This window comes from Delftia sp. UME58 (assembly GCF_014170385.1).
Lineage (GTDB): Bacteria > Pseudomonadota > Gammaproteobacteria > Burkholderiales > Burkholderiaceae_C > Comamonas > Comamonas acidovorans.
The window spans coordinates 175,106-197,027 of sequence record NZ_LZZV01000114.1 but is presented as its reverse complement, the minus strand read 5'-3'; the positions used below and the strand labels follow the sequence as shown (position 1 = coordinate 197,027).

The window sequence follows — 21,922 nt, the reverse complement described above, 5'->3', positions numbered from 1 at the left end:
CCCATCAGCCCAGCAGACGCTGGGCCAGCCACAGCATCAGCGGCACGGTAAGCAAGGCCAGCGCCGTGGACACCGCAATGCTGGCGGACACCTCCTCCTGCATCACGCCATAGCGCTGCGTGAACAGGAACACGTTGGCCCCCACGGGCAGCGCGGCCGCCGTGAACATCACGGCCACCGGCAGGCCGCGCAGACCGAAGGCCCAGGCCAGCGCAAGCAGCAGCAGCGGATGCACCAGGTTCTTGACCAGCGCGATGCCCACGGCCTCGCGCAGGTTCTGGCCCACCTTGGTATAGGCCAGGGTGACACCCACCAGCAGCAGCGCCATGGGGCCCAGTGCCTGGCCGAGAACCTGCAGGGAGCGATCCACCACGCCAGGAAGAGCCAGTCCGGTCTGTGCGAACAGCAGGCCGGCGAGTATGGGCAGCGGTACAGGATGGACGATGCCGTTGCGCACGGCCTGCAGCACCGTGCGCCACATGGGGCGCGGCGCGCTCTGGCCCGACCGCTGGTGTTCGCGGGCCTCGGCCAGCTCGAACACGATGGTGGCCGCCGTGAGCAGAATCAGCGCGTGCAGCGAAACGAGGGTGAACAGCGTCACCAGCCCGCCCTCGCCGTAGACCAGCCCCACCAGCGGCACGCCGATCATGACGGTGTTGCTGAACATATTGGCCAGCCCCCGCGCGGCCGAACGCGTGCAAAAGCCCCCCAGGAACATGGACACCCCGAAGATCAGCGCAGTCGCCAGGAAATACAGCGCCACGGGCTGAAAGTCCAGCTCCTGCACCCGCACCGCGCCCATGGTGCGAAACAGCAGCGCCGGCGTGAGCACCAGGAAAACGAGGTTGGACAAATCCTTGATGGCGGCGGCCCGCACCCAGCCCAGGCGGGCGGCAAGAAAGCCTGCGCCAATGCAAAGAATGACGGGGATGAGGGAGGCAAAGACGGGAGAGTTCACTAGCGGGATCGGGAAGCTGCGCCTGCGCAGGCTTGCGGCGCGCGCAGATTATGCGCCGCAGGCCCTACCCTGCCACATTCAGGCTTCTTCCAGGGCCTCGAAGGCCTGGGCCAGATGGTCGATCAGCAGCCGCACGGCGGGCAATTGCCCGCGCCGGGATGCGTACACCACATGGATCAGCTCGCGGCGCGGCCCCCATCCCGGCAGGACGTTGAGGAGCTCGCCGCGCGAGAACTCGCCATCCACGAACATGCGCGGCAGCTGCACCACGCCCACGCCGGCCAGCGCCGCATCGCGCAGGGTCAGCATGGCGCGTGTGACCAGGCGCGGGTGATGGCGGATCTCGGCAAGTGCACCGTCCGGGCCGTTGAGCACCCATCGGTGCTCGTCCTGCGGCTGGCCCAGGTCCATGCTGGGCAGGCGCTCCAGGTCGGCGGGGCCCGTGGGGTGGCCATGTGCCTGCAGCAACGCGGGGCTGGCAACCAGGCACTGTGCCCTTTCGGCCAGCACACGCAGCCTGAGTTCGCTGTCCTGCAGCGGCGGCGGCCGCACGCGCACGGCCAGGTCCATTCCTTCCGCCACCACGTCGACCCGGCGATTGGTCTCCTCCAGATGCAGTTCCACGCCCGGATGCTGCGCCATGAAATCGGCCAGCATGGGACCGATGCGCGTGGCCAGCAGCGCCACGGGACAGCTCATGCGCACGATGCCGCGGGGCTCGGCATGAATGAGGGCGATGGACTCCTCGGCCGCCTCGGCCTCCGTGAGCATGGCGCGGCAATGGGCGTAGTAGCTGCGCCCGGCCTCGGTCACGGCAAAGCTGCGCGTGGAACGCATCAGCAGTTGCGCGCCCAGCCGCTCCTCCAGCAAGGCTACGCGGCGGCTGAGCTTGGATTTGGGAGCTCCCAGGGCCCGGCCCGCCGCAGCGAAGCCGCCGTGCTCGACCACTTTGGCGAAGTAATAGAGGTCGTTGAGATCAGGCATGACCATTGTTCTTAATTCAGGACGATGAAGGCAGATTTTGCCATCTACCGCATTCATCGTTCAAATTTTAAGATTCTCCCATGTGCAAGAAGTGGCTGGCGCAAACGCTGCGGCAGCCACGATTCCCAAGGAGAAGCAAATGCTCAAGAAGATGCTCGGCGTCTACAGCGCACCCCGTGCCCATTGGGTGGGTGACGGCTTTCCCGTGCGCTCGCTGTTCAGCTACGGCAACCATGGTGCGGCTCTGAGTCCCTTTCTGCTGCTGGACCACGCGGGCCCCGCCAGCTTCGAGCCGGCTGCCCAGCCTCGCGGCGTGGGCGTGCATCCGCACCGCGGCTTCGAGACCGTGACCATCGTCTATGAGGGCGAAGTCGAGCACCGGGACTCGACCGGCGCTGGCGGCCTGATCGGCCCTGGCGACGTGCAGTGGATGACGGCCGGCTCGGGCATCCTGCATGAGGAATTCCATTCCCATGCCTTCACCGAACGTGGCGGGCGGCTGGAGATGGTTCAGCTGTGGGTGAACCTGCCCGCCAGGGACAAGTCGGCTGCACCCGGCTACCAGACCCTGCTGGATGGACAGATCCCGTCCGTGGAACTGCCCGGCGGCTCAGGCCGGGTAAGGGTGATTGCCGGAGCCTTCGCGAACAGCCAGGGGCCGGCGCGCACCTTCACGCCCATCAATGTCTGGGACCTGCGCCTGACAGCCGGCAGCACCACCGAGCTGCGCGCCAAGGCCGGGCACACGCTGGCCCTGGTCGTGCTGCGCGGCACGGTGCTGGTCAACGACGCAGAGGTCGTTCGCGAGGGCCAGCTTGTGCACTTCGATCGCGAGGCTGACCTGGTGCGGCTGGAGGCCAACAACGACGCCACCGTGCTGTGGCTGGAGGGCGAGCCCATTGCAGAGCCCGTGGTGGGCCATGGGCCGTTCGTGATGAACAGCGAGGCCGAGATCCGCGAGGCCATTGCCGACTTCAACGCTGGTCGCTTCGGCCATATGGCGGCCTGAGCCCGGTCTGCCGCAAGGCTTTTCGCCCCTGCCCACAAGGCAGGGGCATCCCCTTCCCACCTCGACACCCCCTTTCCTTTCCCTTCACTTTTTCAGAGGAGCCCACCATGTCCCACAACCCGCTTGCCCATTTCGGAGACTCCCGTCCGGTCATCGACCCGGAGGACGCCGCCATGCTGCTGATCGATCATCAAAGCGGTCTCTTCCAGACCGTCAACGATATGCCCATGACACGGCTGCGCGCCCACGCTGCCGCCCTGGCGAAGATGGCCACACTGACCGGCATGCCAGTCATCACCACGGCATCCGTGCCACAGGGACCCAACGGCCCGTTGATTCCCGAGATCCATGCCAACGCTCCGCATGCCCGGTATGTGGCGCGCAAAGGCGAAATCAACGCCTGGGACAACCCCGACTTCGTTGAGGCCGTCAGGGCGACCGGCCGCCGCACTTTGATCATTGCCGGCACGATCACCAGTGTCTGCATGGCCTTTCCATCCATCAGCGCAGTGCACGAGGGCTACAAGGTGTTTGCAGTGATCGACGCCTCAGGTACCTACTCGAAGATGGCCCAGGAAATCACGCTGGCCCGCGTGGTGCAGGCTGGCGTGGTGCCCATGGACACGGCCGCCGTGGCCTCGGAACTGCAGCGCACATGGAATCGCGAAGACGCTGCGCAATGGGCTGAGGTCTATACCCAGATCTTCCCCGAGTACCAATTGCTGATCGAAAGCTACGGCAAGGCACAGAGCGTGGCGCTCCATGGCGAAGCCCTGGACTCGCAGCGCGCCTGAGTACGGCGGTTGAAGAATGCGCCGATAGCGCCAGCCTGATCGGCGCAGACCGCATAGCCAGGCATGGATGCCGGTGGAGAACCGGCCAGGAACGCGGGCGAGCCCTGTTCCTGGCCTGCACAGCGCTGTGCGAATGGAGCATGCCGTTGACCCCCTCTTCTGGCGACTTGTCGCCACTGATGTTTCATCAGTCGCCGGCAAGATTGCGCATCGATTTCATGTAAGTTACATTGAACACCTGAATTGCCCTTCCATTTCGTTCGCAAAGCCTATGACGTCGTTGAACTCCCCAGCACCTGCCAGCAGCAAGCCGCCTTCCACTATCCCCGACGGGCTGGCCCTGTTCCGGCATTGGCTGGAAACCGAGGGCGCCAAGGGCTGGGATGCCCTGGACACGGCACCCGACAGCGGCTACGAAAAGGTATGGCGTGCCTGGCTGCGCAGCCTGGGCGATGCCGGCATCTCAGCCGCAGGAGGTCCCCCCTCGCCTGCCCCGCCGAAAGGGAAAGCCAAGGCGAAGGCCCGCGCCTGGCAACAGGCCACCGCCGTTGATGTCCAGAATTTCCTGCGCCCGCGCGAAGGCCAGTTGTCGGGCCACCAGCCCGGCCGCCGCATCAGCGAGGTCACGCGCAGGCGCTACTGGCGATTGCTGGAACGCATCTACGACCATGCGCTGGACCACGGCTGGATCAGCGCCAATCCCGCCGCAGGGCTGGCGCCGCAGGAACGCCCGCCTGCCGAAGACGGCCAGGGCCATTGCCTTCCCGCGCCGCTGTGGAATGCCCTGCCCCGCCACATTCCGATGGCCGACGGCTTTCAGTCGGCACGCGACCGCGCCATCTTGCTGCTGCTGTACGAACTGGCGCTGGCGCCCGAGGAGGTGCGCGGCCTGTGCTGGCGCGACGTGCTATCCATCGGACCAGGCGATGGCCTCCCCTGTCAATTGCATATCGATGGCGCGCGCGCCGCACAGCAGCGCACGCTGGAGCTGTCCGAAACGGTGGTGAAGGCGCTGCAGGACTGGAAGGGATTCAGCGCCGGCCAGCGCGGTCCGGAGGCCGTCCAACCCGGTGCCACGGTCTTTTACTCACGCGAGGGGCAGCCGCTGTCAGTGCGCGTGCTATTCCATGTGGCGTCGCAACTGATACAGCGCGCCCATGCCGCGCTGCCTGCCTCGGCGCAGCAGGCGCCGCTGCACCGCGTCGGGCCGCAGGTGCTGCGCAACACGGCCATCGTGCAGTGGCTGCGCGCGGGCCGTGCCGAGACCGAAGTCGTGCAGTGGATTGGCGTTGACAGCGCGCGCGCCCTGCGCCATCTGCAGCATTACCTGTAGCAGACGGCGCTGGAGCGCGGCGGGCAGTTCGCCCTGGAGTGCGTTCTTAGAACGACACCTTCACGCCCACCGTGATGTTGCGCCCCATCAGCGGCGCAGCGTTCTTGATGAACGATGTGTGGGCGAAGGCCAGGCGGTTGGTCAGGTTGTTGCCCTTGATGAAGAACTGCCAGGGCATGCCACCCGAGGTGCGCAGCGTGTAGCTGGCAGAGACGTTGAGCATGCCGTAGCCGTCCGTCTCGGTCTCATAGGCGGTGACGCGGTTCTGGCGCAGCACCTGCACCCATTCGGCCTGGGCATCCCAGCCCTTGTAGAAGGTATCCACGCGCAGGCCCACGCGTGCAGCGGGGATGCGCGGCAACGCGGAGCCGTCTTCCAGCCGCGCACGCACCGCGTCGCCGAACAGGGTCACGCCCCACTGGCGCGACAGCTTCTGGCGCACTTGGCCCTCCACGCCGGTGAAGCGCGCATCGGCCTGGGTGTACTGCAGCAGTTGCAGGCCATCGTGCTCGTCCAGCGTGGCGCCGTAGATATAGCCCTTGACGCGATGGTGGAAGGCATTGACGCTGAACGTGGTGTCGCCTGCCGTCTTGCGCAGGCCGATGTCCAGCGCCTGCGAGCGTTCGCGCTTGAGGTCGGCATTGCCGCGTTCGTAGGTGGAAGTCGCCATGTGCAGGCCGTTGGCGTACAGCTCCTCGGCCGTGGGCAGGCGGTTGCCCTGCGTCAGCGAAGCCGAGAGGCTGTAGCCCGGGGTGAACTTCCACACCGAGCCCAGCGAGAACGATGTGCCGCTGTGGCTGCGCGAGATGCCGCTTTGCTGGGCGTCCACGGTCTGGCGCTCGTGGCGCAGCGCAGCCTGCCAGCGCCAGTCCTGCCAGCGGTATTCCTCCAGCAGGTAGATGCTGTTGCGGCGGGTTTCGGTGGGTTGCACATAGGCCTCCTCCCCCTCGGCGCTGAACTTGCGCTGCACGGTCTGCAGGCCGACGACGCCGCGCCAGCCGGCGATGGGCTCCAGCTCTGCCTCCACGCGCAGGTCATGGGCGCGGTTCTTGAACGTGGTCGAGACCTGGCCACCTTCGATCTCGTCATGGCGATAGTCGGTCCAGCCACCGCGCACGCGCAGCGCCGCGATGCCAGCCGTCGGATTGCGCCATTCGCCGCGCAGATCCCAGCGCTCGCTGTTGAGATCGACCACCGGCACGCTGCCATGGTCGTGATCGTGTTCGTCGCCGCCATGGTCATGTCCGTCCTCGTCGCCGTGGTCATGGCCGCCGCAGTGCAGATGGTCGCCATGGGTGTGGCAGCCCTCGAAGCTGTGGTTGTGGCCTGGCAGGCCATAGCGCGCGGTCTGGCGGGTGTACGCCAGGCCCAGGTAGCCTTGCGTGCCGATCCAGGACAGGCCCAGGCTGCCCGTGTCCGTGCGGTTGAAGCTGCCGCCCACGCGCCCCTGGGACTGGCCGTTGGGCGCCCAGCCGCTGCCCACGCGGTAGTCGCCGGCATCGCGCGCCATGCCCTCGGCATGGATGGCCAGCTGGCCGGCGCCGCCCGTCAGCGAGAACGCGCCCGCCGTCTCGCCCGCGCCGGTGCTGCCGCGCAGCTGGGCCGAGCCCGTGATGCCGTTCTTGGGAATGGACGTGGGAATCTTGTCGTCCAGGATGTTGACCACGCCGCCCATGGCACCGCCGCCGCCGTAGATCAGCGCCGAGGGGCCGCGCAGCACTTCGATCTGCGTGGCCAGCATGGGCTCGCTGGCCACGGCATGGTCGGGGCTGATGGTGGAGGCGTCATGCAGCTCGGAGCCATCGCTGAGGATCTGCACGCGCGGGCCGTCCATGCCGCGGATGATGGGGCGGCTTGCGCCCGCACCGAAATGGCTGGCGTGGATGCCGGGCTCGCCGTCCAGCGTCTCGCCCAGCGTGGCCGCCTGGCGCAGCGTGAGCACGTCGCCTTCCAGCACCGTGGCCGGCGTTGACATGTCGGCCGAGGTCAGGCCCAGGCCGCTGGCCTTGACCGTCACCTCGTTGAGCACGGGGGCATCACTGCGCGGTGCGCCCGCCTCGGCGGTAGCTGCGGCCGCGGGTCCGGCTGCGGGGATGGGGTCGGCAGGCTCTGCCGCCATGGCCAGGCCGCCCGTCGCGGGGCCCAGCACGCCTGCCAGCAGCAGTTGCTGCAGCAGCGGGCGCAGTTTCGTCCTCTCCCCCTGCGCTTTGGCGTCCTGGTGGTATTGCTTTGTTGTCACTCTCATCACTGGTCTTCCCGGCAGCGGCCGGCCACGGCCCTGCGGGGCGTGGAAATCCGGGCGCTGCAAAAAATGGCGTCGGAAGCGGACGGCCACGGCACGCCCTGCAGGCGCGTGCGGCCATCCGATCGGATATGCATTCAAGGAACTGCCGGACCTGGGCGCGGCGCCTTGTTGCGATCAATGCAGCAAGGCGCGGCCAAACGGCTCTTGAGGACAGGCGCATGCAGCGCCAGCCCCGGAGATTCAAGCCGCCAGGTAGACAGTGATGGGATGCGGGGGACCCCGCGCATCGAAGAAGGCCGCCAGCATGCGGCCATCGCGCACGACGACCGGCTGGACGGGTTCGGCCTGCTCGCCCCAGAAAGGCGGCAAAACCACGGCGGATGGCGGCCCTGCCATACCTTCGTGCAACTGGTCCAGCAGTTGGCAGTCCGCCGGGCCGTGGCCCGAGAACAGCGCATGGACCCAATCGACGGGTGCATTGCAGGAAGAGGCAACCACCTCCACCGGGCCATGGAACGTGGCTGCGGCCAGGCCGCCCGCGTGCACCACGCGGTGCATCTGGCCCAGCAACGGCGCCAGGGCAACGGACCAGACCAGCAGCCAGGCCACCAGCCACGCCCGATCCGGCACGGCGCCACGCAACGCAAGCCTTGAGGCCTGCGCTGGCAAGTGACGTTCCGGGGGTTGCAAGGGCATGGAGGGATCAGGGGCTGGATGGGCAGCGCAGAGTGTATGCGCCAATTTGCGGGGCAGGCTTCACCATCGCGTCACAAAGACTGGCGATTGCTCACGGCGCCACACGGCGGGCAGGTCCCCCACTCAATGCGCATGGCGCATGCCGCAGAACTTGCCCAGCGCCAGGCCCTTGCAATCGGCCTGCAGTTGCTTTTGGCATTGTTCATGGTCGCGGCCGGCGGCCAGGCACTGCGCGGCGGCTTCGTGGGCCTTGGCCATGGCGCGATGGCGTTCCATGTCGGCCCGGGCATGGGCATCGAGCGGCGCCGAGGCGCCCTGTGCCTTGGCGTCCGCAGGGGTCTTGGCGTGGTCATGGTCGTGATCGTGCGCCTGGGCAGCAGCGGCCAGAAAGACGGCGGCCAAGATCAGGGAAACGGAACGGAAGGGGGCGAAGGTCATGCGAGATCCTGAAGGGGCTATGCAAGAGAAAAAGGGGAAAACGGCCACCTCACGCGGACGCAGCCTTCCGGGAGTGCCCGGTGCCGCTGCAGTCCTGGCACAGCCCCGTCACCGACACATCGATGGCCTGGCCCTGCAGGCCGCTGGCCGCCAGGGCCTGCTGCAATTGCAGCAAGGCGGCCTGCAGTTGCACGCCGCCCCTGCCTGCCTCCCCTCCCAGACGAAAGGCGCTGTGGCAATCCGCGCACTCGAAGTGCGCAGCGGCGTCGCCTTCGCAGGCCGCGCCCTGCAGGGGCCTGCCGTACCGGGCCACGCGTGCCGCATCCACGCTGCGGCGCAACACGCCAGCTGCGGCCAGCCGGTCCAGCAGCCGGTAGACGGTGACACGGTTGACCTGCACTCCCTGGGCATGCAGGACGGCTTCCACGTCCGCCTCGCTCAGCAGCGCATCGGCGCGCAGCTCCCACAGCGCCAGCACGGCCCGCGTGGCGCGGGTCGAGCGCATGCCGGCAGGCAAAGGCAAGGGGGCGGGAGTCGACGAGGACATGGGCAATGCAAACGGGCTGAACGCAACAAGACGGCGTTATCGCAACCGGGTTGCATTATGCCCGCAAATCACAACCGCTTACACAACCCACCTGGCCTCATTGCTTGACCCAGCGCGCAAACGCACCCCGGAATTTCTGCACCTTGGGCCCCACCACAAAGGCGCAGTAGCCCTGGTTGGGATGGTTGAGGAAGTAGTCCTGGTGATAGTCCTCTGCCGGCCAGTAGCTGGCCAGGGGCTGCACCTCGGTGACGATGGGCGCGTCGTAGGCACCGGCCTGCGTGAGTTCGGAGATCAGCGTGCGCGCCACTTCGGCCTGTTGCTCATTCGTGGTGTAGATGCCGCTGCGGTACTGCGTGCCCACATCATTGCCCTGGCGGTTGAGCGTGGTCGGGTCGTGCGTGCCGAAGAACACGGTCAGCAGGTCGCGCAGCGGGATCACGGCAGGGTCGAACTGCACGCGGACGACCTCCGAATGGCCCGTCTGGCCGGTGCAGATGTCTTCGTAGCTGGGGTCGTCCAGATCGCCATTGGCGTAGCCGCTTTGCACGTCGCTCACGCCGCGCACACGGTCGAAAACGGCTTCGGTGCACCAGAAGCAGCCGCCGCCCAACACTATTGTTTCAAACTTCTTATCCTGTTGATTTTGTTCAGTTTTTTCCATGAAGCATGCTTCCTAAGTTTTGATAAAACGGCCGAAATCAGGTAAGTTCTTGGCAGAAATTTGCCAAAGAACACCTGCCGCAAAGGGTCCCTGCCAATGTCTGCCCTGCCTCTGGCGTCACACAGGTCCGATGGAAAAACAAGACCAAGGAGAAGCAGGTCAAGTTTAGGGTACGTGTCAACAAGAAGGTGAACGGGGAACCTGGAGTTGACCCGGTCCGGTGGGCGGTTTCTGGTTTGATTCTCAAACCATCTGGGGTGCTTCGTCAGCGTACGATGTACGACGGGTCGTGCTTGCAGGCATTGAATCGTGCCTGCTGGCTCCTTTCAAAGCCCTGGTCACGATGGTGGATGACATCTTGCGGCTTGCGCTGGGTCAGCGCCATATTGAGCGCCGATAGCACCAAGTCGGTCGTCATGCTCTCGCCCATAGACCAACCCACCACACGCCGGCTCCACACGTCGATGACCACGGCCAAGTACAGGAACCCCGCCCAGGTGGACACGTAGGTCATGTCGGCCACCCAGAGTTGATTGGGGTCGCTGGCCTTGAACTGGCGCTTGGCCAGGTCGTTGGCGGGTGAGACGCGTTTGTCTTGGCGCGTGGCAAGACGGCGCAGCCGTACCAACTCCTCGCGCTCGACGCAGCTCAAGCCGTCCTTGCCGGGCAGCGGCTTGCCACTATCAATGGCGGCTTGACCGACCCCGTTGATGATGGACTGCGCCGGATACGGCGGCCTGACTTTGGACCTTTGCGGCTCCTTGAACACAAAAAATGATGTGTCCACGCAACCGGGTCAACTCAAACTCCATCTCATCTTCTCCCTCTTTACTATATGCGCAATATTAATGTACCAGAATATATTAATAAATCAATATTGGCCTTGATTTATCTTTTGCTATATTAATTATATTCATATGGCAAATAATGAGAAAAGTATGACCAACGAGCAAACAAAGAAAATTAAAAATGGAATTTCTTAAATGCTGCAAAGAACCAAAATTTCAAATAAAAGCTAAATTTTTATATTTTCCTACACCAACCAACCAAACGAAAATCTTTTTTAAAGTCCTGAGAAATTTCATTTTTACTTAAATAGAACAATCATCAAAAGTATTTCTTTAAATAAAAATAAACAATAGATTCTTTAATTGAACACATATTTGACTTATTAGATTTCCACAAAACAGCAACCCATAATATAACAAAAAAAAAGAAAGCCCCATCGCTGAGGCTTTCTTGTTTGTCAACCAAGGATATTAAATATGTCCCTCTCTTTTTCCAACATGACGAACAATCAAAAGAATTACTCCAACGATAAAAACCACTCCTCCGAGACTTTTATCAAGACCTCCGAGCAAGAGAGAAGCAATAGCCAGCAGTGTTACCCGCCAGAAAAATATCATGCAAAAAAGAACAATGACAACAAAGATAAAGGATTTCATCTCGAAAATATTTCCCAAATAAGAGAAAATCTCCATAGGAGCTTTTTCATCACCAAAAATGAGGAACACCCTTTGGTATTTCTTTTGTTGATTTAGGAATTTTGAATCGATTGATAATTGTGTCTTTAATATCTCCGCCAATACTCAGCTCTTCCAGATTGAGAACGGGAGGCAAAAGTGAAGATTGAATATTAATAATTGGCTGCTTGGTCTTCGGGTTATCCAAAGAGAACGAATCAACTGCAATCACTGAATGCAATTGCCTGCCATCGTCCATGGCATAGGTTTGCAGTACATACCCATAGACTGTCAAGAGGAGTTCGGCAGAACGACTGCCCCGCTCCTTCAATTTAGTCAATTCCCCTTCAATTTGCCTTGCTTCAGCTTCCGATTTTGGCTTGTATTCCATTTTATATGGAAGACTACCCAGCAAGATATTGCTGTAATAAGTCTGAGGAGGAAAGGATTTATCTTTAATCTTAACTTCAATACCAGCAACACTCGGCGAGTTGAACTTGAAGTTGTTTTTTTCGTGATCGTACTGGGTTACAGCAACCTTCTGAAAGGTGGTGATTTTGATATTGCCAAGCTTTTGGGCGTTATTCTTATATGCTTCCAGTTGTGGCTTGAGAGATTTCAGAATATCTTGTTTCTTGAAGCTATCGTCTTCGTTGCGATAGTTCTCGGACAATGTATGTGCAAGCATGCTGTCTGAACCTTTATAACCTTGACACCAATAAAGATAGGTGTATTTCATAAAGGTTGCATCACCAATTTGAAATTGGTCGTTGAAATCCAATGAGGTAGGGTAGGTCAGACTCTCTGAGTTCCTGCGAGCCAATCCAAAGACCTTTTCTTTTTGGTCAGTGGGATTCTGCATAGAAATAACTTTTTGACTTCCTTTGTCGCAAGCAATCAAAGGAAAGGGCAGAGCCAAGGTCAAAGTCAGCAAAATTCCAATTTGCCTCATAATTTTTCCGTCAGTTTACCGTAGCACCATGCCACAGAGGTAAAGGAATTTTTAAACGGATAGAGGTACTGTGCTACTGTCAGAACTGACAGGTCAAGGACAAATCAGACCTTGGCTGATAGCTCTAGCCACAGCTTGATGACGGCTTGATACACCAAGCTTTTGCATTGCATTGCCAATATGAAAATTGGCTGTTCTTTCGGAGATATTAAGAATCTTTGCCATCTCCCAAGAAGTTTTTCCCATGGCAGACCATTGCAAACAATCTTTTTCACGGATAGTCAGCACAACAATTGGCTTCTTATTTTTTGACGACGGTAAATTATCCAAGGCTTCATGCAAATGCAAAGCCAATAGCAATGCCTGGCCCGCCATATGGACTTCATGCCGCCCGGCCATCTCAATAGATGTTTCAGGTGGTCTATCTGATGTAATACTTAAAAGAGCACCACCAAACCCTCGTTTACCCCCAACGGTTACGGTTACCCCACTTGCTAGACCATGCTGACGAGCCTCATCCATCACAGGGTCTATTGAGGTAGAGAGTTTATTCCACATCACAGGCAACGGACTACTAACTGCACGAGCAATTACAGGGTCACGAGGCATATGGTTAACTTTTTGATAGTGCAACATCCAATCCGCAGGATACGTAGTAATAATTCCTTTATCTGCCAAATCTTCAATTGGAACTATTGGTCTCTCATCAGCATAAAATACATTTTCGTTTGTTGGCGGAGTCAAATCCGAATAGAAGAAATTACTAAATCCAAGTTTTTCAACTTGAGAATTGAAGACACAAGACAGCTCTTCATAAGAGTCTTGCTTTAATAATTCTTCAAAGAAATGTAACTGATGGAACATTCGTGAGAGCTATTCTTCAAGCATTGATTGAACTGAATCAAGCCAAAATATAAAAATAAAGCTCCGAATAGGAGCTTTAATAAAATAATTTTTTGGCTTATTGGTTTGCTTCAATCTTGTAGCCGTTTTCATAAAGCCACTGCTTCAACTCTGGGTTTCCGGCTTCGGGCTTAGTCTTTTGCAATTCTTTCAGGATAGCCTGAAGCCACAGAGGCAACCGACCTTTACTGCCATGCCATGTCTCTGCATGGTTATTTTTATTGCGATAAATGGGGACAAGGGTAGTATTTGATTTACCTTTGTTGCTTGACTTTTCAGGCATTGCAACAACAGGGGCTTTAAACCCAAGGTCTTCAAAAGAAAGCTTGTACTGTGCAATTTTTGCTTTGATTTCTTCAACAACAGTCGCTTTTTCAGCTTGAATAATTTCTTGTTCTTTAGCTTGCAGTTCTGCAATCTTCTTTTGAAGTTCCGCAAGTGTCAGTTCTTCTGCCATCTCTTAAACCCCTTTGAAAAACTTTAATCCTCAATGATAGTGAGCTTTCTATTATTCTAAAAGCTTTTAACACTGCATAGCCCAGAGGCCTCCCGACGGAAGGTCAGTCATTCGGACAGGCCCGAACAAACGGCCATCAAAAGTAATAGCAAAGCAAAAATATCAAGATTTTTAAGTATGCTAGAGATTTGTGAACACAACAGAAATTTCACAAATTCCCACTTTTAAATTTCACACATCATTGATTTTATTGAGTTTTTTTACTCAGAAACAGAATTTGTGCACCAGAAACAGCCGCCGCACAGATAAATGGTTTCAGTCGCCATATGCGTCTTTTCTATGAGGATGCCAAAAAAATAGCTGCACGCCATCCATGCAGGCCGTTGCACCTACAGGTTAGCCCATGCACAAGCCAGGTGACGACGAACGGTTCTGCGGTTACGATAACTAACCCATCAGTCATTAATTTTCCGTGACCGACACCCCCGCCTCTTCACCCGCCCCCGCCGAGCCTTCAGGAAAGCGCAGCCGACGCAAGCAGGAGCGTCCCGGCGAGTTGCTGGAAGCGGCGCTCGACCTCTTCGTGGAAAAGGGCTATGCCGCCACCCGCGTCGAAGAAGTCGCCGCCCGCGCCGGGGTGTCCAAGGGCACGCTGTTCCTCTATTTCGCGAGCAAGCAGGAGCTTTTCAAGGCCGTGGTGCGCCACAGCATCGCGGGCCGCTTCGGCGAGTGGAGCGAAGAACTCGACAACTACTGCGCACCTTCAACCGATCTGCTGCGCTACTGCTTCAAGTCCTGGTGGGAACGCATCGGCAGCACCAAGGCGTCGGGCATCACCAAGCTCATGCTCAGCGAGGCGGGCAATTTTCCCGAGCTGTCGCAGTTCTACCACCAGGAAGTGGTTCTTCCAGGCCATGAGCTGATCCGACGCATCCTGCAGCGCGGCGTCGAGCGCGGCGAGTTCCGGCCCATGGATCTGGACCTGTCCGTGCACTGCGTGGTCGCCCCGATGATGTTTCTGATGATCTGGAAGCATTCGCTGGGCGGCTGCCTGCCCCATGGCGACTTCGATCCCGAGCGGTTTCTGGAATCCCAGATCGACTACCTGCTGCATGGCATGTGCCTGCCCCTTGCAGCCACCACACCACCCTCCTCCCCGCCCACACCATGAAGCGTCGCACCGGCTGGCTGATCGGCCTGGCCTTATTGATCGCCATCGGCGCCAGCGTATGGCGCGCCGCATCCACCCGGCACAGCAAGCAAAGCGCCATCGCCGCAGCCACCCAGCCGCGCGAGATGCCGGTGCGCGTGGGTCCGCAGGAAGTGGTGCAGCTGCAGCCACGCCAGCTGCAGTTGACCGTGCCCGTCAGCGGCGTGGTCCAGGCCGTGCGCAGCGCCGTGGTCAAGGCCTATGTGGCCGGCGAGCTGCGCGGCCTGCAGGTGCGTGAGGGTGACAGCGTGCGCAAGGGCCAGGAGCTGGCCCGCGTGGACGCCACCGAGGTCGAGGCCCGCTGGCGCCAGACCCGCCAGCAGGCCGATGCGGCCCAGGCGCAGCTGCAGCTGGCCCAGCGCCAGCACGACAACAACCAGGCCCTGGTCACGCAAGGCTTCATTTCGACCACCGCGCTGGCCACCTCCCAATCCAACCTGGATGCCGCACGCGCCAACCTGGCTGCCGCCCAGGCCGCCGCCGACGTGGCCCGCAAGAGCGTGACCGACAGCGTGCTGCGCAGCCCCATGGACGGCCAGGTTTCACAGCGCCTAGTGCAGGACGGCGAACGCGTGGGCGTGGAAACGCGGGTGCTGGAGATCGTCGATCCGTCCGACCTCGAAGTCGTGGCCCAGCTGGCGCCCGCCGATTCGGTGCGCGTGCAGGTCGGGCAGCAGGCCCAGTTGCAGATCCAAGGCGCGGGCGACGACGTGGCCGCCGTGCCCGCGCGCGTGGTGCGCATCAACCCCAGCGCCCAGGCAGGTTCGCGCAGCGTGGCCGTCTATCTGCGCGTGCAGGATGCGCCCGTCAACGCAGGCGCCGCCGGCAGATCCATCCCCATCGTGCGCCCGGGCCTGTACCTGCAGGGCAGCATTGTCACGGGGCAGACCGAACAGCTGGCCGTGCCCTTGACCGCTGTTCGCACCGACCAGCCCCAGCCCTATGTGCAGTTGCTGCAGACTTCGGGCGAGTCCGAAGCGGACAAGAGCCTGCTGCGCGTGCAGCACCGCCCGGTCACGCTGGGCAGCCAGAGCGCGCAGGATGGCGCCACCTGGATTGCCGTATCCAGCGGCCTGCAGGCCGGTGACCGGGTGCTGGCCGGCAGCGTGGGCGGCCTGCGCGCAGGCACGGCCGTGCAGTTGCAACCATTGCAACCGTTGCAACAGGTGCAGCAACCCCAGGCTGCGCCAGCCCCCGGAGCCCGCTGACCATGTGGTTCACGCGCGTCAGCCTGGCAAACCCTGTGTTCGCCACCATGCTCATGCTGGCCCTCATGGTGCTGGGCGTGTTTTCCTACCAGCGGCTCAAGGTGGACCAGTTCCCGAATGTGGACTTCCCCGTGGTCGTGGTCACGGTGGACTATCCGGGCGCCTCGCCCGAGATCGTGGAGTCCGAGGTCACCAAGAAGATCGAGGAAGGCGTCAACTCCATTGCAGGCATCAACGCGCTGACCTCGCGCAGCTATGAGAGCACCAGCGTCGTCATCATCGAATTCCAATTGCATGTCGATGGCCGCCGCGCTGCCGAAGATGTGCGCGAGAAGGTGGCCTCGGTGCGCCCCACCCTGCGCGACGAGGTCAAGGAGCCGCGCGTTCTGCGCTTCGATCCGGCCAGCTCGCCCATCTGGTCCGTGGCCGTGCTGCCCCAGGCCGATGCCGGCACCAGGGCGCCCGATGCCGTCGCGCTGACCAGTTGGGCCGATCAGGTCCTCAAGAAGCGGCTGGAGAACGTGCGCGGCGTGGGCGCCGTCAACCTGGTGGGCGCCACGCCGCGCGAGATCAATATCTACCTGCAGCCCGAGGCGCTGGAAGCCTATGCCATCACGCCCGACCAGATCGTGAACGCCGTGCGCAGCGAGAACCAGGACCTGCCGCTGGGCGCCATCCGCTCGCGCGAGCAGGAGCGCGTGGTGCAGATCGACGCACGCATGAAGCGCCCGCAGGACTTCGAGCGCATCATCGTCGCCCAGCGCGGCGGCGCGCCCGTGCGGCTGGGGCAGCTGGCGCGCGTGCAGGACGGCGCGGGCGAACTGGAAACCGTGGCCCTGTACAACAGCAGCCGCACCCTGCTGCTGTCCGTGCAGAAGGCCCAGGACGAGAACACCATCGAAGTCGTGGACGGCCTGAACGCCACGCTGCGCGAGATCGCCGCCGAAGTGCCGGCCGGCGTGCGGCTGGAGCCCATTGCCGACAGCGCCCGCCCCATCCGCGTGGCCGTCAACAACGTGCGCCAGACGCTGATCGAGGGCGCGGCACTGACGGTGCTCATCGTCTTCCTGTTCCTGAACTCCTGGCGCTCCACGGTGATCACGGGGCTGACGCTGCCCATTGCGCTGATCGGCACCTTTTTGTTCATGTACTGGTTCGGCTTCTCGATCAACATGATCACGCTGATGGCGCTGTCGCTGTGCGTAGGCCTGCTGATCGACGATGCCATCGTGGTGCGCGAGAACATCGTGCGCCATGTGCAGATGGGCAAGGACGCGCATGCGGCCGCGCTGGACGGCACGCAGGAGATCGGCCTGGCCGTGCTGGCCACCACGCTGTCCATCGTGGCGGTGTTCCTGCCCATCGGCTTCATGGGCGGCATCATCGGCAAGTTCTTCCACGAATTCGGCATCACCATCGTGGCGGCCGTGATGATCTCCATGTTCGTGAGCTTCACGCTGGACCCCATGCTCTCCAGCGTCTGGCATGACCCGACCATCCACGCCCATGGCGACAAGCGCGGCAACAGCCTCTACGACCGCACGCTGGGACGGGTCACGGCCTGGTTCGAGCGCGCCACCGACTCGCTGTCCCACTTCTACCAGGACGTGCTGGGCTGGGCGCTGCGCCACAAGATCACCACCCTGGCGGCGGCACTGGCCATCTTCGTGGCCAGCATCTTCCTGGTGCCGCTGCTGGGCACGGAATTCGTGCCCAAGGCCGATTTCTCGGAAACCACGGTGAGCTTCAACACGCCCGTGGGCTCGTCCATCGAGGCCACGGAGGCCAAGGCCCGCCAGGTCGATGCCATCATCCGCGCCCTGCCCGAGGTCCGCTACACGCTGGCCACCATCAACACCGGCACGGCCCAGGGCAAGATATACGCCAGCATCTACATCCGCTTGCTGGACCGCCATTTGCGCCAGCGCAGCGGCGATGAACTGTCGGGCGTGCTGCGCGAGCAGCTGCAAAGCGTGCCCGGCATCACCGTCACGCATGTGGGCCAGCGCGAGCCCGTGGGCGGGCAAAAGCAGGTCGAATTCTCGCTGCAGGGCCCGGACCTGGGCGAGCTGGAGCGCCTGAACCGCGTGGTGATGGAACGCCTGCGCGGCATTCCCGGCCTGGTGGACCTGGACAGCAGCCTCAAGCCCGACAAGCCCGTGATCGATATCACGGTGCGGCGCGATGCGGCCGCCGACCTGGGCCTGTCGGTAGGCTCCATGGCAGCGGCGCTGCGCACCTGGGTGGCCGGCCAGACCGTGGGCAACTGGCGCGCCAGCGACGACCAGACCTATGACGTCAAGGTGCGCCTGGCGCCCGAGTCGCGCAGCACGCCCCAGGACCTGGAGCGCCTGCCCTTCGCCCTGCCCTCCACCTCGGGCGACGGCGGCATGCGCATCGTGCGGCTGAACCAGGTGGCCACCGTCACGCCAGGCACCGGCCCCAGCCAGATCAACCGCCGCGACATGACGCGCGAGGTCGCCTTCAGCGGCAACGTCTACCTGCGCTCCAGCGGCGAGGTCTCGGCCGACATCCGCAATGCCCTGGCCGACATCGCCCTGCCGCCCGGCTACCGCACGCAGTTCAGCGGCGCCACCAAGAGCATGAACGAATCGTTCGGCTATGCGGTGTCCGCCCTGGCGCTGGCCATCATCTTCATCTACATGATCCTGGCCAGCCAGTTCAAGAGCTTCCTGCAGCCGCTGGCGCTGATGACCTCGCTGCCGCTGACGCTGATCGGCGTGGTGCTGGCGCTGATGATGTTCGGCTCGGCCCTGTCCATGTTCTCCATCATCGGCGTGGTCATGCTCATGGGACTGGTCACCAAGAACGCCATCTTGCTGGTGGACTTCGCCATCCGCGCGCGCGGCCCGCACAGCGACCCGGACACCGGCCAGATCCGCGACGGCCTGCCGCGCGAGCAGGCCCTGCTGCTGGCGGCGCGCGTGCGGCTGCGCCCCATTCTGATGACCACGCTGGCCATGATCTTCGGCATGGTGCCGCTGGCCTTCGCACTCAGCGAAGGCTCCGAGCAGCGCGCGCCCATGGGCCAGTCGGTGATCGGCGGCGTGGTCACCTCGTCGCTGCTGACCCTGGTGGTCGTGCCCGTGGTCTATTGCTACCTTGACGACTTCTCCCAGTGGCTGCGGCGCCTGTGGAACGGCGACCGGCACGACGCGGCACCCGGCCAGGGCGCCGCCAGCGCCCCCACCCCGCCGCGAGACTCGTAGAATCAAAGGTTTGTCCTGACAAGTCTTTCTCCGGAGATACCCCATGAGCCTGCCCCTGAACAGCCTGCCCGAACACCACAGCGCCCAAGCGCACGCGCGCTACAACATGATCGAGCAACAGATCCGCCCCTGGAACGTGCTTGATGAAGAAGTGCTGGCACTGCTGGGCAAGGTGCACCGCGAGAATTTCGTGCCGCCCGAGCATGCCGGCCTGGCCTTCATGGACCTGGAAATCCCCCTGGTTGCCTCGGCCGAGGAAGCCGCCGCCAAGGGCTGGTGCATGCTGGCCCCGCGCATCGAGTCCCGCATGCTGCAGGACCTGAAGATCAAGCCCACCGACCGCGTGCTGGAAATCGGCGCCGGCTCGGGCTACATGGCCGCCCTGCTGGCCGCCCAGGCCAAGGAAGTCGTGACACTGGAGATCGTGCCCGAGCTGGCCGAGATGGCCCGCGAGAACCTGCTGGGCGCCGGCATCACCAATGCCGAGGTCAAGCTGGCCGATGGCGCCACGGCAGCGGCCGCTCTGGGCCAGTTCGACGCCATCGTGCTCAGCGGCTCGGTCGCCCAGGTGCCGCAGGCCCTGCTGACCCAGCTCAACGACGGCGGCCGCCTGGCAGCCATCGTCGGCCAACTGCCCATGATGCGTTTCACGCTGGTGCAAAAGAACGGCCACCAGTTCGAGACCAGCCAGCCCTGGGACGTGGTGACCGCACGCCTGGCCAACTTCGAAGAGCCTTCGCGCTTCACGTTCTGAAATCCGCCACGGCGGCCGGGGTCCAGAGGATTCCGGCCGCTGCGGCAACTCCATTCCATTCCGCAAGGATCTTTCCGATGCTTCCCCAAGTGCCTCCCGCGCAACTCAACGATTGGCTGAACCAGCACTCCAGCGGCTCCGATGCCCTGCCCCTGGTGCTGGACGTGCGCGAGCCCTGGGAAGTGGCCCAGGCCAGCGTACGCCCCGAGGGCTTCGAGCTGCGCTGCATCCCCATGGGCGAGATTCCCTCGCGCCTGCAGGAACTCGATCCGGATCACCCCACAGCCTGCCTGTGCCATCACGGCGCACGCAGCATGCATGTCGCTGCCTTCCTGATGAACAACGGCTTCGAGACCGTGGCCAATATCAGCGGAGGCATCGATGCCTGGTCGCGCGAGCGCGACTCAGGCGTGCCGCGCTACTGAGCGGCAACACGCAAAAGAAACCCGGGACACGGCTGTACGCCAGCCGTCCCCGGTGCTTCGTGACGACTGTGTTTTGATTCGAGGACCTCTATGCCCCTGCTTCGGCCCCTTGCCCCTGTCGCTTCCGCCCTGACCCGCCCATACGCCTGGCCCCTGCGCCACATGGCCTTGCTGCTGTGCGCGGCCGGCATGGGCTCGGCCCTGGCACAGGCTCCTGCCCCAGCCGTCCTTGCGCCCGCCCCTGCGGCCCCGCAGTCTGCCCTGCCCTCTCTGACAGCCTCTGCGGCCGCGGGCCAGAACCTGTCCGAACTGGTGGCCAAGGCGCGCGGCTACGACGCCCAGTGGCAGGCCCAGCAGGCCGACGCCCAGGCCGCCGCCAGCCGTGCCGAGCAGGCACGCTCGGGCCTGTTGCCCAGCGTGGGGCTGCAGGCCGGCGCCAACACCTCGCATGTGGAAGTCAGCGTGCTGCCGGGGAGCTTTCGCTCACCCCAGCAGAACCTGCAGCTCAGCGCCCAGCAGCCGCTGTACCGCCCGGCCAACAAGATCGCCTACGACCAGGGCCAGCGCGGCGTGGACGTGGCGCGCGCCCAGTTGGACAGCGGCGAGCAGAACCTGCTGGTGCGGGTGGCCCAGGCCTACTTCGACGTGCTGGGCTCCCAGGACAGCCTGGCCGTGGTCAGGACCCAGAAGGCGGCCATTGCACAGCAGCTGGAATTCGCCAAGCGCAACTTCGAGGTCGGCACGGCCACCATCACCGACTCGCGCGAAGCACAGGCCCGGTTCGACCTGGCCGGCGCGCAGGAAATCGCCGCCGAGAACGATCTGCGCGTCAAGCGCCTGGTGCTGGACCAGATCGTCGGCGCCGTGGGCACCGTGCCTCGCCCGCTGGCCCAGCCGCTGCAGTTGCCGGCCCTGATGCCCGCCGACGCCCAGGCCTGGGTGGACACCGCACTGCAAGGCCAGCCCCAGCTGCGCCAGGCCCGCCTGGCGCTGGACATCGCCCAGCTGGAAACGAAGAAAGCCGAGGCCGGCCACAAGCCCACCGTGGACCTGCAGGCCGGCTACGTGGTCAACCGCTATCCCAACGGCTCGGTCACGCCGCAAATCGGCACCAGCTACCGCACCAATGCCGCCAGCGTGGGCGTGGTCATGAACCTGCCCCTGTTCGCCGGCTTTGCCGTGCAAAACCGCATCAAGGAAACCCTGGCGCTGGAAGACAAGGCGCGCGCACAGCTCGACGACGCCCAGCGCAACGTGGAGCAAAGCACGCGCACGGCCTTCTTCGGCGTGCAGTCGGGCCAGGCACAGGTCAAGGCGCTGGAGGCCGCGCTGGCGTCCAGCCAAAGCGCGCTGGACGCCAACAAGCTCGGCTACGAGGTCGGCGTGCGCATCAACATCGACGTGCTCAACGCACAGAGCCAGCTCTACCAGACCCAGCGCGACCTGGCCCTGGCGCGCTACCAGGTGCTGCTGGGCCAGCTCAAGCTGCGCCAGGCCGCCGGCACGCTCAGCGACGACGACCTGCGCGCCATCGATGCGCTGTCGCTCCGCGCGCCAGCCCCTTGAATCCCTGAAGCGCCCGCACGGCCGGCAGTGCCCCTGGCTGATGCCCGGCCGCCGTGGGCCGCGCGCCTGGCGCTGCAGCCCTGTGC

Annotated in this window: 20 protein-coding genes and 1 pseudogene; 9 read left to right on the top strand and 12 right to left on the bottom strand. The window is 62.7% G+C overall.

All coding sequences use genetic code 11. From position 1 onward, the window contains the following. Positions 1 to 4: 4 nt before the first annotated feature. On the bottom strand, positions 5 to 958 hold the full coding sequence (locus A9976_RS30235) for an AEC family transporter (protein ID WP_183022025.1): 954 nt from the start codon (positions 956 to 958) through the stop codon (positions 5 to 7). Between the two features lie 78 nt (positions 959 to 1,036). Then, a complete protein-coding gene (locus A9976_RS30230) occupies positions 1,037 to 1,942 on the bottom strand; it encodes a LysR family transcriptional regulator (protein ID WP_183022024.1) in 906 nt (301 codons plus the stop codon). 139 nt (positions 1,943 to 2,081) lie between these two features. Here A9976_RS30230 and A9976_RS30225 point away from each other — a divergent pair, with 139 nt between their 5' ends. The 3 genes from A9976_RS30225 to A9976_RS30215 all read left to right on the top strand — a co-directional run bounded on the left by A9976_RS30225 (position 2,082) and on the right by A9976_RS30215 (position 5,078). After that, positions 2,082 to 2,951, top strand: coding sequence for a pirin family protein (locus A9976_RS30225; protein WP_183022023.1), 870 nt, complete (start codon positions 2,082 to 2,084; stop codon positions 2,949 to 2,951). 107 nt (positions 2,952 to 3,058) lie between these two features. Continuing rightward, on the top strand, positions 3,059 to 3,745 hold the full coding sequence (locus A9976_RS30220) for an isochorismatase family protein (RefSeq protein WP_183022022.1): 687 nt from the start codon (positions 3,059 to 3,061) through the stop codon (positions 3,743 to 3,745). Between the two features lie 271 nt (positions 3,746 to 4,016). Continuing rightward, positions 4,017 to 5,078 carry a tyrosine-type recombinase/integrase gene (locus tag A9976_RS30215; protein ID WP_183022021.1) on the top strand — a complete coding sequence of 354 codons (1,062 nt, stop codon included), beginning with the start codon at positions 4,017 to 4,019 and terminating at the stop codon, positions 5,076 to 5,078. A gap of 46 nt (positions 5,079 to 5,124) precedes the next feature. Here the strand turns inward: A9976_RS30215 and A9976_RS30210 are convergent, their stop codons facing one another. The 10 genes and pseudogenes from A9976_RS30210 to A9976_RS30165 all read right to left on the bottom strand — a co-directional run bounded on the left by A9976_RS30210 (position 5,125) and on the right by A9976_RS30165 (position 13,443). Continuing rightward, positions 5,125 to 7,323, bottom strand: a complete 2,199-nt coding sequence (locus A9976_RS30210; protein ID WP_183022020.1) for a TonB-dependent receptor domain-containing protein — start codon at positions 7,321 to 7,323, stop codon at positions 5,125 to 5,127. A gap of 240 nt (positions 7,324 to 7,563) precedes the next feature. After that, a complete protein-coding gene (locus tag A9976_RS30205; protein ID WP_183022019.1) occupies positions 7,564 to 8,019 on the bottom strand; it encodes a hypothetical protein in 456 nt (151 codons plus the stop codon). Between the two features lie 123 nt (positions 8,020 to 8,142). Continuing rightward, positions 8,143 to 8,457 carry a hypothetical protein gene (locus tag A9976_RS30200; RefSeq protein WP_183022018.1) on the bottom strand — a complete coding sequence of 105 codons (315 nt, stop codon included), beginning with the start codon at positions 8,455 to 8,457 and terminating at the stop codon, positions 8,143 to 8,145. 49 nt (positions 8,458 to 8,506) lie between these two features. Beyond that, complete coding sequence (locus A9976_RS30195; protein ID WP_183022063.1) at positions 8,507 to 8,962, bottom strand: Fur family transcriptional regulator; 456 nt, start codon at positions 8,960 to 8,962, stop codon at positions 8,507 to 8,509. 139 nt (positions 8,963 to 9,101) lie between these two features. Continuing rightward, positions 9,102 to 9,668 (bottom strand): peptide-methionine (S)-S-oxide reductase MsrA, encoded by a 567-nt coding sequence (msrA, locus tag A9976_RS30190; protein WP_183022017.1) that lies wholly within the window; start codon positions 9,666 to 9,668, stop codon positions 9,102 to 9,104. Between the two features lie 295 nt (positions 9,669 to 9,963). Next, a pseudogene (locus A9976_RS31680) lies at positions 9,964 to 10,290 on the bottom strand (DDE-type integrase/transposase/recombinase); the annotation flags it as partial. Positions 10,291 to 10,927: 637 nt separating this feature from the next. After that, the gene (locus tag A9976_RS30180; RefSeq protein WP_183022015.1) at positions 10,928 to 11,182 is read right to left on the bottom strand and encodes a hypothetical protein; all 255 of its coding nucleotides are present in this window, start codon (positions 11,180 to 11,182) and stop codon (positions 10,928 to 10,930) included. Beyond that, positions 11,163 to 12,083: a hypothetical protein gene (locus A9976_RS30175; RefSeq protein ID WP_183022014.1), complete on the bottom strand. Its 921-nt coding sequence runs from the start codon at positions 12,081 to 12,083 to the stop codon at positions 11,163 to 11,165. Before A9976_RS30175 ends, A9976_RS30180 begins: the two co-directional genes overlap by 20 nt. Positions 12,084 to 12,176: 93 nt before the next feature. After that, a complete protein-coding gene (locus tag A9976_RS31245; RefSeq protein WP_197956132.1) occupies positions 12,177 to 12,947 on the bottom strand; it encodes an autoinducer binding domain-containing protein in 771 nt (256 codons plus the stop codon). A gap of 97 nt (positions 12,948 to 13,044) precedes the next feature. Continuing rightward, positions 13,045 to 13,443, bottom strand: a complete 399-nt coding sequence (locus A9976_RS30165) for an H-NS family nucleoid-associated regulatory protein (protein WP_183022013.1) — start codon at positions 13,441 to 13,443, stop codon at positions 13,045 to 13,047. Positions 13,444 to 13,915: 472 nt separating this feature from the next. Here A9976_RS30165 and A9976_RS30160 point away from each other — a divergent pair, with 472 nt between their 5' ends. The 6 genes from A9976_RS30160 to A9976_RS30135 all read left to right on the top strand — a co-directional run bounded on the left by A9976_RS30160 (position 13,916) and on the right by A9976_RS30135 (position 21,836). Further along, positions 13,916 to 14,614 carry a TetR/AcrR family transcriptional regulator gene (locus tag A9976_RS30160; RefSeq protein ID WP_183022012.1) on the top strand — a complete coding sequence of 233 codons (699 nt, stop codon included), beginning with the start codon at positions 13,916 to 13,918 and terminating at the stop codon, positions 14,612 to 14,614. After that, complete coding sequence (locus A9976_RS30155) at positions 14,611 to 15,861, top strand: efflux RND transporter periplasmic adaptor subunit (RefSeq protein WP_183022011.1); 1,251 nt, start codon at positions 14,611 to 14,613, stop codon at positions 15,859 to 15,861. Before A9976_RS30160 ends, A9976_RS30155 begins: the two co-directional genes overlap by 4 nt. Before the next feature lie 2 nt (positions 15,862 to 15,863). After that, entirely contained in the window at positions 15,864 to 19,091 is a 3,228-nt protein-coding gene (locus A9976_RS30150) for an efflux RND transporter permease subunit (protein WP_183022010.1), read from the top strand. 43 nt (positions 19,092 to 19,134) lie between these two features. After that, on the top strand, positions 19,135 to 19,845 hold the full coding sequence (locus A9976_RS30145; RefSeq protein ID WP_183022009.1) for a protein-L-isoaspartate O-methyltransferase: 711 nt from the start codon (positions 19,135 to 19,137) through the stop codon (positions 19,843 to 19,845). Between the two features lie 77 nt (positions 19,846 to 19,922). Beyond that, positions 19,923 to 20,270 (top strand): rhodanese-like domain-containing protein, encoded by a 348-nt coding sequence (locus A9976_RS30140; protein ID WP_183022008.1) that lies wholly within the window; start codon positions 19,923 to 19,925, stop codon positions 20,268 to 20,270. Positions 20,271 to 20,360: 90 nt separating this feature from the next. Then, entirely contained in the window at positions 20,361 to 21,836 is a 1,476-nt protein-coding gene (locus A9976_RS30135) for a TolC family outer membrane protein (RefSeq protein ID WP_183022007.1), read from the top strand. Positions 21,837 to 21,922: the final 86 nt, after the last annotated feature.

Coding starts and splice junctions, on each gene's coding strand:
- A9976_RS30135 (WP_183022007.1), top strand. CDS start 20,361: ATGCCCCTGCTTCGGCCCCTTGCCCCTGTCGCTTCCGCCCTGACCCGC.
- A9976_RS30215 (WP_183022021.1), top strand. CDS start 4,017: ATGACGTCGTTGAACTCCCCAGCACCTGCCAGCAGCAAGCCGCCTTCC.
- A9976_RS31245 (WP_197956132.1), bottom strand. CDS start 12,947: ATGTTCCATCAGTTACATTTCTTTGAAGAATTATTAAAGCAAGACTCT.
- A9976_RS30175 (WP_183022014.1), bottom strand. CDS start 12,083: ATGAGGCAAATTGGAATTTTGCTGACTTTGACCTTGGCTCTGCCCTTT.
- A9976_RS30230 (WP_183022024.1), bottom strand. CDS start 1,942: ATGCCTGATCTCAACGACCTCTATTACTTCGCCAAAGTGGTCGAGCAC.
- A9976_RS30145 (WP_183022009.1), top strand. CDS start 19,135: ATGAGCCTGCCCCTGAACAGCCTGCCCGAACACCACAGCGCCCAAGCG.
- A9976_RS30205 (WP_183022019.1), bottom strand. CDS start 8,019: ATGCCCTTGCAACCCCCGGAACGTCACTTGCCAGCGCAGGCCTCAAGG.
- A9976_RS30220 (WP_183022022.1), top strand. CDS start 3,059: ATGTCCCACAACCCGCTTGCCCATTTCGGAGACTCCCGTCCGGTCATC.
- A9976_RS30140 (WP_183022008.1), top strand. CDS start 19,923: ATGCTTCCCCAAGTGCCTCCCGCGCAACTCAACGATTGGCTGAACCAG.
- A9976_RS30155 (WP_183022011.1), top strand. CDS start 14,611: ATGAAGCGTCGCACCGGCTGGCTGATCGGCCTGGCCTTATTGATCGCC.
- A9976_RS30195 (WP_183022063.1), bottom strand. CDS start 8,962: ATGCGCTCGACCCGCGCCACGCGGGCCGTGCTGGCGCTGTGGGAGCTG.
- A9976_RS30150 (WP_183022010.1), top strand. CDS start 15,864: ATGTGGTTCACGCGCGTCAGCCTGGCAAACCCTGTGTTCGCCACCATG.
- A9976_RS30210 (WP_183022020.1), bottom strand. CDS start 7,323: ATGAGAGTGACAACAAAGCAATACCACCAGGACGCCAAAGCGCAGGGG.
- A9976_RS30200 (WP_183022018.1), bottom strand. CDS start 8,457: ATGACCTTCGCCCCCTTCCGTTCCGTTTCCCTGATCTTGGCCGCCGTC.
- msrA (WP_183022017.1), bottom strand. CDS start 9,668: ATGGAAAAAACTGAACAAAATCAACAGGATAAGAAGTTTGAAACAATA.
- A9976_RS30165 (WP_183022013.1), bottom strand. CDS start 13,443: ATGGCAGAAGAACTGACACTTGCGGAACTTCAAAAGAAGATTGCAGAA.
- A9976_RS30225 (WP_183022023.1), top strand. CDS start 2,082: ATGCTCAAGAAGATGCTCGGCGTCTACAGCGCACCCCGTGCCCATTGG.